General features: G+C 43.7%; 15 protein-coding genes and 1 other RNA gene. 6 read left to right on the forward strand and 10 right to left on the reverse strand.

Features of this window, described 5'->3' with window-relative positions; genetic code table 11:
• The first annotated feature begins 5 nt into the window (after nt 1–5).
• Both HPC40_RS06985 and xerC read left to right on the forward strand, forming a co-directional pair.
• A complete protein-coding gene (locus HPC40_RS06985) occupies nt 6–698 on the forward strand; it encodes a DUF484 family protein (RefSeq protein ID WP_208118776.1) in 693 nt (230 codons plus the stop codon).
• Nucleotides 695–1,591, forward strand: coding sequence for a tyrosine recombinase XerC (xerC, locus tag HPC40_RS06990; protein ID WP_208118777.1), 897 nt, complete (start codon nt 695–697; stop codon nt 1,589–1,591). The genes HPC40_RS06985 and xerC overlap by 4 nt, the downstream gene beginning before the upstream one ends.
• On the opposite strand, the gene HPC40_RS06995 is transcribed toward xerC, so the two are convergent.
• Complete coding sequence (locus HPC40_RS06995; protein ID WP_235972348.1) at nt 1,592–2,074, reverse strand: SprT family zinc-dependent metalloprotease; 483 nt, start codon at nt 2,072–2,074, stop codon at nt 1,592–1,594.
• 270 nt (nt 2,075–2,344) lie between these two features.
• Between HPC40_RS06995 and HPC40_RS07000 the strand changes: the two genes are divergently transcribed.
• A complete protein-coding gene (locus tag HPC40_RS07000) occupies nt 2,345–3,013 on the forward strand; it encodes a TfoX/Sxy family DNA transformation protein (RefSeq protein WP_208118779.1) in 669 nt (222 codons plus the stop codon).
• A gap of 211 nt (nt 3,014–3,224) precedes the next feature.
• Complete coding sequence (locus tag HPC40_RS07005) at nt 3,225–3,755, forward strand: HNH endonuclease (RefSeq protein ID WP_208118780.1); 531 nt, start codon at nt 3,225–3,227, stop codon at nt 3,753–3,755.
• 75 nt (nt 3,756–3,830) lie between these two features.
• Here the strand turns inward: HPC40_RS07005 and rplS are convergent, their stop codons facing one another.
• From rplS to HPC40_RS07050, 9 genes are all read right to left on the reverse strand, one after another.
• A complete protein-coding gene (gene rplS, locus HPC40_RS07010; protein ID WP_208118781.1) occupies nt 3,831–4,178 on the reverse strand; it encodes a 50S ribosomal protein L19 in 348 nt (115 codons plus the stop codon).
• Between the two features lie 34 nt (nt 4,179–4,212).
• Nucleotides 4,213–4,947 carry a tRNA (guanosine(37)-N1)-methyltransferase TrmD gene (gene trmD, locus HPC40_RS07015; protein ID WP_208118782.1) on the reverse strand — a complete coding sequence of 245 codons (735 nt, stop codon included), beginning with the start codon at nt 4,945–4,947 and terminating at the stop codon, nt 4,213–4,215.
• A 16-nt stretch (nt 4,948–4,963) separates the two neighbouring features.
• On the reverse strand, nt 4,964–5,488 hold the full coding sequence (gene rimM / locus HPC40_RS07020) for a ribosome maturation factor RimM (protein ID WP_208118783.1): 525 nt from the start codon (nt 5,486–5,488) through the stop codon (nt 4,964–4,966).
• A gap of 17 nt (nt 5,489–5,505) precedes the next feature.
• Nucleotides 5,506–5,754: a 30S ribosomal protein S16 gene (gene rpsP, locus HPC40_RS07025; RefSeq protein ID WP_208118784.1), complete on the reverse strand. Its 249-nt coding sequence runs from the start codon at nt 5,752–5,754 to the stop codon at nt 5,506–5,508.
• Between the two features lie 165 nt (nt 5,755–5,919).
• On the reverse strand, nt 5,920–7,281 hold the full coding sequence (locus HPC40_RS07030) for a sodium-dependent transporter (RefSeq protein ID WP_208118785.1): 1,362 nt from the start codon (nt 7,279–7,281) through the stop codon (nt 5,920–5,922).
• Between the two features lie 55 nt (nt 7,282–7,336).
• Nucleotides 7,337–8,563 carry an FAD-dependent monooxygenase gene (locus HPC40_RS07035; RefSeq protein WP_208118786.1) on the reverse strand — a complete coding sequence of 409 codons (1,227 nt, stop codon included), beginning with the start codon at nt 8,561–8,563 and terminating at the stop codon, nt 7,337–7,339.
• Nucleotides 8,560–9,762 carry a 2-octaprenyl-6-methoxyphenyl hydroxylase gene (gene ubiH / locus HPC40_RS07040; RefSeq protein WP_208118787.1) on the reverse strand — a complete coding sequence of 401 codons (1,203 nt, stop codon included), beginning with the start codon at nt 9,760–9,762 and terminating at the stop codon, nt 8,560–8,562. The genes HPC40_RS07035 and ubiH overlap by 4 nt, the downstream gene beginning before the upstream one ends.
• A complete protein-coding gene (pepP, locus tag HPC40_RS07045; RefSeq protein ID WP_208118788.1) occupies nt 9,759–11,099 on the reverse strand; it encodes a Xaa-Pro aminopeptidase in 1,341 nt (446 codons plus the stop codon). Before pepP ends, ubiH begins: the two co-directional genes overlap by 4 nt.
• A gap of 9 nt (nt 11,100–11,108) precedes the next feature.
• A complete protein-coding gene (locus HPC40_RS07050; protein ID WP_208118789.1) occupies nt 11,109–11,657 on the reverse strand; it encodes a UPF0149 family protein in 549 nt (182 codons plus the stop codon).
• A gap of 129 nt (nt 11,658–11,786) precedes the next feature.
• On the opposite strand from HPC40_RS07050, the gene HPC40_RS07055 reads away from it, so the two are divergent.
• On the forward strand, nt 11,787–12,077 hold the full coding sequence (locus HPC40_RS07055; RefSeq protein WP_208118790.1) for a cell division protein ZapA: 291 nt from the start codon (nt 11,787–11,789) through the stop codon (nt 12,075–12,077).
• A 99-nt stretch (nt 12,078–12,176) separates the two neighbouring features.
• Nucleotides 12,177–12,358, forward strand: a non-coding RNA gene (ssrS, locus tag HPC40_RS07060) — 6S RNA.
• Nucleotides 12,359–12,368: the final 10 nt, after the last annotated feature.

Raw genomic sequence — 12,368 nt, forward strand, 5'->3', positions numbered from 1 at the left:
AAGGTATGAATGACATAAATGAAAGTGCGGTTGTGGCGTATTTGCAAGCCCATCCAGAATTTTTTCAAACCCATCAAGAATTGTTAGATGAGCTACATATTCATCATCATGAAAAAGGGGTTCTATCGTTGGTAGAGGCTAAATTACAACGTCAGCGAGATCAGCTTGCTAAGCAGCAATATGAACTGGATACGATGCGTAATATTGCCGAACACAACGAGCGAATGTTTTTCAGTTTATTGCCACTGCAAGAGCAATTGAGCAAAAGTAAAACCTTCACGCAAGGTATGACAGCTCTGCAAAAGTGGACGACCGCACTTGGGCTGTTGAAAGGTACGGTATTAATATTTCGCGATAGTTGGGTAGAAACAGACAGTATTCCAAGTGAAAACTGGCTTGACCGCAGTGCATTTGATATTATTCGCTTAGAACGTTTTGGACTAAAACGCCATTATCTTGGTAAACTTACCCATCGCGAAAAAACATTGATGTTCCTCCCGACGGACTTTCCTCTCGGATCGGTCGCATTTTGTTTGCTCGGTAAGCGTAAATCAAAGCACCCCTATACCGCAGTGTTAGTTTTTTCAGCGCGTGATGAACGCCATTTTCATCGCTCACAAGATACGACTTTTTTACAGCAACTGGCTGATGTGGTGGAGCGTCAACTCAATTATTGGTTGATAGAGCGTATCTCATGACAGATTTGCGTACCCCGCTAAAAGGTTATCTGGATTTTTTGCGTATTGAGCGTGGCTTGAGTGAGCACACACTGGAAAATTACACCCGCCAACTTGAACACATTATTGCCTTGTTAGCCGATTATGACATCCAACAATGGCAACAGGTGGATTCTAGTGTCGTGCGGTTTATTCTGGCGAAAAGTCATCAAGCGGGCTTGAATGCGAAAAGTTTAGCGTTGCGCCTATCCAGTCTGCGTGGCTTTATGAATTATTTACTGGCGCAGGGCGTGATTAAATCCAATCCAGCCGCCAATGTATCTGCACCAAAACAGCCGAAACATTTGCCGAAAAACATGGATGCAGAGCAAATTAGTCAACTGTTAGAGAGCGACAGCCAAGAGCCAATTGATTTGCGTGATATTGCCATGATGGAACTGATGTATAGTGCTGGTCTGCGACTTAATGAGCTGCAACAGCTTAATGTGCAAGATGTAGCAGGGCGTGCTCGCGAGTTGCGCGTGATCGGAAAGGGGAATAAAGAGCGTATTTTGCCTTATGGGCGTTATGCAGCCAATGCAATTAAAAATTGGTTAGGTGTACGTGCATTATTTAACCCCGAAGATGACGCGCTATTTGTCAGCCAACGTGGTAAGCGCATTAGTCATCGTGCGATTCAGCAACGGATGGAACGGTGGGGAAAACGCCAAGGCATCAAAGCGCATTTAAACCCACATAAACTTCGACACTCTTTTGCAACGCATATGCTTGAATCCAGCTCAGATTTACGGGCAGTACAAGAACTCTTAGGTCACGCCAATTTATCCACCACGCAAATTTATACCCACCTGGACTTCCAGCACCTTGCAGATGTGTATGACAGTGCTCATCCGCGTGCAAAACGTAAAAAATAATTAAAGTTGATGTAGTGCCGCTTTACATTTCCGACATCTGTAAACCGCACTTTGTTGTTTGATACGATTATGCTGTCGCATACTTAACTGATGCGTTTGGCAATCGCATTTATATGCCACCGTATTGCCACGCACGGCACTAGTGTCATACTCATGACATACATTGGGTGGCAAGCCAAATACCTCTTTCATCACAAACTGCCACTCTTTACCATGGGGTTTAACTCGCCGCCGATAGTGTTGATGCACAATCAAGTGCGCCAACTCATGTGGCACAGTCTCACGGATAAAATCGTCGGGATTTTGTTCTAACAAAGTGCGGTTAAGACGGATTTCATTTTCATTGAGATACGCAACCCCAGCCTTCAGCCCGCGTACATTATAGCTGACGCTTGGCATAGTAAAAGTGCGGTTGAATTTAGCCTCTGCCAAATTCAGACATGCCCGCAGGCGGCGTTGGATCTGGATTGATAAAATGCGCATATTCATTTCGCCATGATACATATTTAGCGTTAATTGTAAAGGTTGTATGTTGATATTTATAGCTTCAATATTGTGGTGGCTATGGGAGACATAAAAAAATAATCATTGTTGTGTTAATTTATTGTATTGTTTTGATTAAATTTTTGCTCTTGTTTTGATTTTTTTAGGAATGAGATTCACATTTTTTACATTCACCTTTTTAAATTTACAAAAATCTTGGTTAAGATAGAGGCGAATTTATTTTTTATCAATGAAAACAAAGGAGTATTGATGCCTTATCCATTAAGTCAGCAACAACAATTACTTAATGAACGCTTAGATCAAGTGAAAAAAGACATTGACGCACTTATTGATGGTGTAATTGTTAAAAGTCTATTTTCAGGCTACGGCTTTTTCAAAGATGAATATATGTTTGGTATTTTACAATCGGGAATTTTTCATCTTAGAGCAGAAGGAGAGCTAGCCGAGATGCTCAACGCACTTGGAGCCTTATCATCAAGTGATAGCTCAAATTATGCGTTATCAAAAGATTATTACCGTTTGCCATTGCGTGTTATGGAAAATGCCGCCCTTTTTAAGCAGCTTATTCAAGCGTCAATTGCACAATTAAAACAGCAAAAACAGCGAATTGCGTTAAAAGAAAAGACTCGAATTAAAGATCTTATCAATCTCAGTTTTAAGCACGAACGTCCATTGGCAAAAATTGGGATTAATAATGTTGCCTCTTTACAGCGATTAGGTGCAGCGAAGGCCTATGCCTTATTGAGGCAAGCGGGGATTTTGGTGAATTTACAATTTTTTTGGAATCTTTATGCTGCTTTATTGAGCATCCCAACTCTTTGGCTGAGTGAAGAACAGCAAAAAGAAGCATTTGAAGAACTCAACCGTGTTTTAGAAAAATATGGCTTGAGAGCAGAAAAATTTAAGAAACCGTACTAGTTAACGGCGTGTCTTTTCATTAAAAATGAAAGACTAGCATTTTAACCGATTGCTATTTTTAGCATTTTAGATCAAAACACCTTATAGCAATATAAGGTGTTTTTTATGCGTTAAATAAAAAAGTTGCAAAGTACTTGTGCTGTGCTGTGCTGTAAAATTAAGCGATTTTTTAAAATCGATGTCAAGTAGTTTATTAGGCAGGAGATAGAATATGGGTATAAAAATATGTAAGGATTGTGGTGAATATAAGGAAGAAAATCGAGATAATTTTGGGCAGTATAAAAATGTAAGATCTGATGGCAGTATTAAAATAGGTTATAGAAATCAATGTAGAAAATGTATGGCAAAACATGTCTCTAATTATGAAAGGAGCAATCCAGATATAGTGTTAGAAAAAAGATTAAGGAGGCAAGTTTTATCTAATAGTGCAGATGGGGGTTATGACTATCAAGATATTATTATTCTTAGAAAATTATTGGGAGATAAATGTCGTTTTTGTGGTGTCCCTCTGAATGGGAAAGGTCAAATAGAGCATTTGACCCCTATATCAAGAGGAGGTAGCCATAATTTGACTAATTTATCCTTAGCTTGCCATAAATGTAACTATGAGAAAACTAACAAAACATTGGAAGAGTATATTATTTGGAGAAAAGAACGAGGACTAAAAATACGGAAAGTTAACATTATTACAGAAAAACCCGACCAACCTAAAATTAAAGCTGGACGTAAGAAATACAATTAGCTTAGATTATAGAAGATTCTATTTAATAAAAAGGCTTGGTTTCCCAAGCCTTTATTAGTGTATAAAGTGCGGTTATTAGTTTAAGCGCTCTTTAATACGGGCTGATTTACCGCTACGTTCACGTAAGTAGTAAAGTTTGGCTTGACGAACCGCACCTTTACGTTTCACGCTGATGCTATCAATAACAGGGGAGTGTGTTTGGAATGTACGCTCAACGCCCACACCGTTAGAGATTTTGCGTAGGGTAAACGCTGAATGCAAGCCGCGGTTGCGAACTGCGATAACCACGCCTTCGAACGCTTGCAAACGTCTTTTACTACCTTCAACTACCCATACCTTCACTTCCAAAGTGTCACCAGGACGGAAGCTAGGCACGTCTTTTTTCAATTGTTCTTCTTCAAGTTGTTTAATAATGTTACTCATAATAAATACCTTTATTCCTAGATGTAACTGAATCTTACTTTTGCTGCTTGATTTGCTCGAGCAGCACGCTTTGTTCGTCAGTCAGAGCTAGGCCTTCTAATAGCTCAGGGCGACGGGTTAAAGTGCGGTGCAATGACTGTTTTAATCGCCATTTGCGAATTTCCGCATGGTTTCCCGATAATAATACTTCAGGTACAGCTACACCATCTAGCACTTCAGGGCGGGTGTAGTGTGGGCAATCTAGCAAGCCTTGAGCGAAAGAGTCTTCCTCCCGCGAGGCTTGTTTGCCTAGCACTCCAGGCACGAACCGAGCAACGGCATCAATTAATGTCATTGCAGGCAGTTCGCCACCTGTGAGGACATAGTCCCCAATCGACCACTCCTCATCGATTTCCGCGTCAATCACGCGTTCATCAATGCCTTCGTAGCGCCCGCACACCAAAATCATTTTCTGATTTTGTGACAGCTGCTCAACGCCGCGTTGGTCGAGTTTGCGCCCCTGTGGTGAGAGGTAAATCACTTTCACCCCCTCACCAGCGGCTTGTTTGGCTGCATGAATGGCATCACGTAGGGGTTGCACCATCATCAACATTCCAGGGCCACCGCCGTAGGGGCGATCGTCCACGGTGGAATGTTTGTCAAAGGTGAAATCCCGCGGATTCCAACACTGCACCTCAAGCAAATTATGTTTAACCGCTCGGCCTGTTACGCCATAGTCTGTGATTGCGTGAAACATCTCGGGAAATAACGTAATAATTCCGATCCACATCGCTCACAGCCTGAGGTTAGAAACCAGCGTCCCAATCCACCTCAATCGTTTTGGTGGTGAGATCGACTCTTTTAACTACTGTTTCTTCAAGATACGGGATTAACCGCTCTTGTTTGTCGAAAGCATCGTTTATGTTGGCTTTCACCACAAAAACATCATTGGAACCTGTTTCCATCATCGCGGTCACACAGCCTAGCTGATAGCCTTGCAGGTTGACCATTTGACAGCCGATCAAATCGTGCCAGTAGTAACCTTCCTCCAATGGCGGGAAGTTATCTGCATCAACACCAATTTGTGCGTTTGTCAAACGTTGTGCCGTTTCACGATCGTCAATATCTTTGAGTTTCACAATCAGATCGTTTTTATGATAGCGCCAGCTTTCCAGCTCTGTGGGCTGCCATGTCCCTTGGATTAACAAATGCCAAGGTTGGTAATCAAAAATGCTTTCAATGTGTTCGGTGGACGAATAAAGGCGCAGCCATCCACGGATGCCGTAAGTCGAACCAAGTTTGCCTACGGTGGTGATGTTTTGCTTATTCATTGCCACGCTCTATTCGATTAAGCTGCTTGTTGAGCTTCTTTAATCAAGGTTGCAACACGTTCTGACACAGTTGCACCTTTTTCTTGCCACGCGTTGATGCGCTCAAGATCGATACGCAAACGTTCTGCTTTACCGGCTGCTAATGGATTGAAAAATCCAACGCGCTCGATAAAACGACCGTCACGTGGGCAGCGGCTATCCGCTACAACTACTTGATAAAATGGGCGTTTTTTTGCTCCGCCACGAGATAAACGAATGGTTACCATAGCGTCCTCTAAGTTGATAGTAAAAATAAAACCCTTAATTCGAAGGTAAGGGCAACACACCTTTCGCACAGATAAAGATACGAAAAGCTGTCAGATTTTACTCTTTTTGGGCAAAAAAGCAAGTTTTAAAGGGGAAAAGTGCGGTTAGACCGCACTTTTATTTTATTACAGCAAATTACTGATAAAAATCAGCAAAATCACCAGTGGCACGATAAATTTGACATAATTAAACCATAATGTTGCAAAGCGAGAATTGTTGCCTAAGCGTAGCTCAGCTTTTGCTTCGTTACCAATAACAAAGCCGACAAAGAGTGCACAGCCAAGTGCGGTCAGCATAAAGAGAATGTTGCCGCTTAAATAATCGAAAGCATCAAAAATATTATTGCCGAAAATACGCACGTTCTCCCACGGGCCGTAGCTTAAAATTGATGGGATATTGCCCGCAATAAACACGCCACCAAGCACAAATAAAATGGCCAAACGACGGTTGATTTTGGTTTTTTCTTGCAAGGCGGTGATCATCACTTCATAAATGGTGAGTGAGGTGGTGAGTGCCGCGATCAATAATAATGAGAAAAAAATGATAGCAAAAAAAGTGCTTGCCCACATATTGGAAAACACAATCGGCAGACTTTGGAAAACTAACGTTGGACCAGAATTTGGTGCAACGCCAAATGTAAAGAGTGATGGGAAAATCATAAAACCTGCTAATACAGCGATAATGGTATTCACAATGCCAGTGATTATCGCGGTTTGCACGAGGTTTTCACCTTTATCTAAATAGCTTGAAAGGGTGATGATAACCCCAAAACCGAGGCTTAAGGCAAAAAAGACTTGCCCTAGCACAAAGACGAATAATTTAGGGGTGATTTTGGAAAAATCAGGTTCAAGATAAAAGCGAATGCCCTCCCACGCACCAGGCAGCGTGATGTTGCGTACGACCATACAAAGTAGAAAGATGAAGAGCAGCGGCATTAAGTATTTGACCGATTTTTCAATCCCGTCAATAACCCCTTTGACTAAAATAACGTAATTAATCAATACAAATAAAAACGTGTAAAGGGTGATTGCCCAAGGGCTTTGCATAATACTGGTTTCAAAAAATGCACTGGTTTGTGTGCCATTGAGGGGGGTGGACAGATCAAGGCTGCCATCAAAAAGGCTGATGATGTAATTGATGACCCATCCCCCTAACACCATATAATATGCCATAATGCAAAATGCACCCGCCATGCCCATTAAGCCGACGAGACGCCAAAAGTGCGGTATGGATTTACCATTACTGCTGCCTGAAAATGCGTCTACGGCATTCACACGAATGCGGCGACCAATTACATTTTCGACTAAAATCATCGGAATGCCAATCACAATCATGGCAATACAAAAAAGAAAGACATACGCACCGCCCCCATTTTGCCCAACTAAATAAGGGAAACGCCACGTTGCGCCAAATCCCACTGTTGCCCCAGCGACGGTTAAAATGTAGGTTAATTTACTTGACCATGTTTGTCGTTGTTGTTCAGTCATTGTGTTATCTCAAACTAAAAATTACTTTACGGTAAATGAAAAACCAATGTGCGGTTTATTCAAAAATCAGGGCATCCACAGGCATCTCACGGACAGTTTTAGGCAAATCACCCGCGAGCCCGAGTGCGTGCTGCATTAACTGTTGCTTCACGACAGGCACGCGATCTGTGATATTCATTCCCACGCCTCGCAACAGTTGCTTGATAGGATGATTGCCATTAAATAACGATTTAAAGCCCTGCATTGCTAATAATAATTGGGTGGCTTCCGCCTTGCGCCAACGTTCGAAATGCCGTAAATTTTCGTGCTGACCGATATCACGCTGTGCGTGCATATTTGCCTCAATTTCCTCAGCCAAAGCGAGTGCGTCCATAAAGCCAAGGTTGACACCAAGCCCTGCTAACGGGTGAATTGTGTGGGCGGCATCGCCAATCAGGGCCACCCGTTGTTGGGCAAAACTGCGCGCAAAGCGGGCGGTAAGTGGGATAGTTCGGCGATCGCTGATAACATTACACAAGCCCAAACAGGTATCACTGGCCGCCGTCAATGCTTTATTGAATTCACTGTCACTAAGTGCCAGACGTTGTTCGGCAAGCTCTGGTGGTTGCGACCATACGATAGAGCACAAGTGCGGTTCATGCAAAGGCAGTAGTGCTAAAATACTGTCGTGACTAAAGAGCTGGCGTGCGCACTGCTCGTGTGGCAGTTCAGTTTTAATATTGCACACCAACGCACTGTGGTGATAATCCGAAAAGGTGAGCGGAATATCGCATTGGCGACGCACCCATGAGTTTGCGCCATCAGCACCGACTACCAATTTGGCCAGTAAAATATCGTCATTCTCAAGGGTAGCAACTGCGCCTTGCTCGCTCAAATGAAGCCGTTTTATCGGCTGGGTGAATAGGTTGACGTTCGCTTGTGAATGCACGGTTTGCCATAGGTGATGGCGAATAATGTCGTTTTCAACAATGTGCCCGAGTTGATCAAGCCCATGATCAGCACAATCAAACTGAATTTTCGCAAAGCTGTCTTTTTCCCATACGGCCATATGCGTGTAAGCGCAACTACGATGTTGCCGAATCGCCTGCCATACGCCAAAATGATGTAACATTTTTTGGCTCGCAAGGTTTAAGGCACTCACGCGGAAGCTGATTTCATCATGATTATGTTGGGGCGGATTCGGCTCAATAATGGCGATGTTAACCGCACTTTGTTTCAATGCTGCGGCTAAAGCCAGCCCGACCATGCCACCGCCTACAATAATAACATCGACATTATTCATGATGTCCACCCCAATGTTGGTTTAATGAATGTGTGGCGCAAAGTGCGGTTGCAGGCCAGCCAGCCCAGCCCTAAATTTCGCATGATCGCAAATGGCGGAAGGTCATTGGCAAAGATAGAAAGTAATCCGTCAGTCAGGGTCATTATGCGTGTTTTATCTGCACTGCGTGCTTGCGTATACTCGGCTAATACCGCACTTTCGCCGATATCACGCCCTTGCGTTTTGGCACGTTGCAATGTTTTTGCCAATTGCGCAATGTCACGCAAACCAAGATTAAAGCCTTGCCCCGCAATAGGGTGTAAGGTTTGGGCCGCATTGCCCACTAATACTAAGCGTTGTGCACTAACCTGTTGTGCTTTTTGTAATGTTAATGGGTAACAATGGCGTTGGCTAACGTGTTTGAATTTGCCAAGCCGCCAGCCAAATGCGTGTTGTAATTGGCGTAAAAAATCGGGTTCGCAACATTCCATAAGCTGTTGTGTACGTTCAGGGCGTTCACACCACACGAGCGACATAATGTTCTCCGCCATAGGCAATAATGCCACAGGACCATTGGCAGTGAAGCGTTCATAGGCATAATTGTGGTGTGGCAGTTCTGTCTTTACATTTGCGATAACCGCACTTTGGTGATAGTCAGTCAGCGTTTCAAGCGCAATACCTGCACTGCGAGCCGTATAAGAGTGCGTGCCGTCAGCGGCGACAAGCAGTTGAGTATGCAATTGTAGATCGCCGTCTAACGCGACATTTACCCCTTTGGGCATGTAGTCAATGGCACTAATGGTTGCGGGCGCGATGTAATCAATATTGCTATTTTGTTGAATAAATTGCATTAATACCGAGCCGATCTGCTCCAGTGCGACCACAGCACCGAGTGCGCTGAGATTGAGCTGTTTTGCCTGCAAGTTGACAATGCCTGAATGTCCGCGATCCGAGATATGAATGTGCTGAATTGGCGTGGTGTGTGTACGCAGGGCCTGCCATAATGAATGCGGCGGTTCACCAATGGTGTTGAGTAACTGCATGGAGCCGTGAGAAAGCGCAATGCAACGTGCATCAAATCCATAAGTGCGGTGTGCGTGGTGAAGGTGTTTTTCCGCTACTGCAACATGCAACCCACATTGGGCTAACATGAGTGCCAGCGTTGCACCACTCATTGCCCCGCCGATGATAATAACATCATATCGTCGTGTTGGATTCATTGGCATTCACCGTTTGATTGCATGATGCGTTCAATGTCATCAGGCTCTTTTGGCACGGCGGCGGTTAAAATCTTGTTGCCCGTTTCCGTGATCAAAATATTATCTTCAATACGCACCCCGATGCCTTTATATTTTTCAGGAATATCCAGTTTTTCGCTTAAATATAGCCCAGGTTCGACGGTTAGCACCATATTAGGCTCAAAAGTGCGGTCTCGTTCGGTGCCGTAATCACCCACATCGTGTACATCAAGCCCAAGCCAATGCCCAAGCCCGTGCATATAAAACGGCAGATAGGCTTTTTCTGCGATCAATTGTTCGACCTCGCCTGTAATAATGCCAAGCTCAATTAAGCCTGAAAGCATAATGCGTAACACCTCCAAATTGGCTTGTTTGATGCTGTTGCCGGGCACATACAGTTCAATAGCACGTTTTTCTGCGCGCAACACAATATCGTAGATTGCACGTTGCTCAGGGCTAAAGCGACCATTTACAGGAAATGTGCGGCTAATATCGCCCGCATACATCGCAAATTCAGCACCAGCGTCAATCATGACCAAATCGCCATCTCGCAGTTGGCTTTCATTTTCGGTGTAGTGCAAAATACAGGCATTTTCACCGCTGGCAACAATGCTGTTATAAGACGGAAAACGTGCACCAAAGCGTGCGAATTCGTGTAGCAACTCGTGTTCAAGCTCGTATTCAAAGCGGTTGGCGCGGCAGGCTTGCATGGCACGAAGATGCCCAAGTGCGGTGATTTGCGCCGCTTGTTGCATAAGGGCAATTTCTGTTGGCGACTTGAATAAGCGCATTTCATCCAGCAGTGGACGCCAGTCAATTAAGGTATTTGGGGCGTGAATTCCTTGGCGTGCTTGTGCACGCATTGTGAAAAGTGCGGTCTTTTCAATCTCATCCCCCCATAGCTGTAAGCCTGGGGCATGATAAAGTGCGGTTGCACCTGAAAGACGTTTTGGAAGCTGTGTTGCTATGTCATCAATAGAAAATGCCGCATCAAGCAGTAATGTGTCGGGTGCGTTGTTTACGCCCAAACGCCGCCCATTCCAGGTTTCCATTAACGGATCTGAGGGGCGTAAAAATAACGTTGAGGTAACATTCCCTGCTTTATGCTGAATTAACAGCGCACTATCTGGCTCATTAAAGCCGGTGAGATACCAAAAATAACTGTCTTGGCGGAAAGGATACATATTGGTGCTATTGCGGCGTTGCTCTTGATTACTAAACACCAGTAACGCACTGTTTTCCTGCAATTTTTTGCCAAGTATCTGGCGGCGATGCTGAAATTCGTCTACCGAAATGGCGGCTTGATAACGTAAATCCATAATAATGCCTTAGTGTATCGTGCGAGAAGGGATGTCACTGTGATAAAAATGGTATAAAAATGCAACGATTTCTTGCATATATTTTATGGTGTCTGCCATAATCGTTTGCACTTCTTGTGGGTCATCTTCATTGGGCACACATTGCGTGGCGGCAATTCTGCTTAAATCTTGCATGGCAGCTTGTACTTGATCGCCATGTGTTTCAAACTCAGATTGCCCAAGTGCAAAACCAAGCATAAAGGTTGATGACCAATAAAGTGCGGATTGCGCATGCGGAAAAATGCCACGCGGATCGAGCCAGAGCGGGAAATCCATCGCATCGTTTTGTTTTAACTGTTGTTGAATGCGTGTGCGAATATCAGTAATTGTTCGCATCAGTTGAGTGGGTAGGGCGTGCCCATCGTTATACATATCATTAAGTAAACTTTGCCAACGGTCTTCTGGCACTCTACCGCAGATCATACCTGTGATAAATCCGTGCAGTTCTGAGGGCGTTAAGGCAATTTGATTACTATTAAATTGTTGTTCAAGGTAAAGATATTCTTGATCCGTTAACATAATGTAGGCTCCTAAAATGATGTGGTTAGTTTAGCACTCAACGCCCAGACAGCCAAAAAAATTTGCCTAAAATCTGTGAGTCTATGGCATAATAAACGCACTTAACATTGAGCAAGCGACGGAGCGTCTATGTCTGAAAATATTGAGTTACATATTTTTGGTCAGGTTTTACGATTAAACTGCCCGCAAGATAAGCAAGCTGCACTCAAAGAAGCGGCACAACATTTAGAAACGCGTGTGACAGAATTTAAAGAACGCAGCGGCATTTTACAACTTGATCGGGTGTTGTCTATCGTGGCTCTTAATTTAAGTTTTGAGCTTGAGCAAGAAAAACAGAAAAATGCCGAGCAACAGGTGATTTTTTCTAAACTTGAGCAGTTTGATGCAAATTTAAATCAGGCACTGACAAAACTTGATTAAGATCAGAAACTGGACAAGTTTTGTGTTGAAAATAAGCAAGTCGTTGCATAACGATTGCGTAATACTAGACATTTAGACTAACTTCGTTACTATATTAAACAACACCTGAGGTGTGCGTCAGTGGATTAAGTCCCTGAGCCGATACTTACAAACCTTTGAGTCTGTCTCTCATCACTGGTGAGCATGCTCAGTTTACTGAGAAGCCTAAAAGTGGTACGACCGACTCCCTTGAACCGATGGGTTCAAGGACCGAACATTCACAACGGCATCTCGGGTTTTTTTATGATGATA

The organism is Spirabiliibacterium falconis (genome assembly GCF_014885015.1).
GTDB lineage: Bacteria > Pseudomonadota > Gammaproteobacteria > Enterobacterales > Pasteurellaceae > Spirabiliibacterium > Spirabiliibacterium falconis.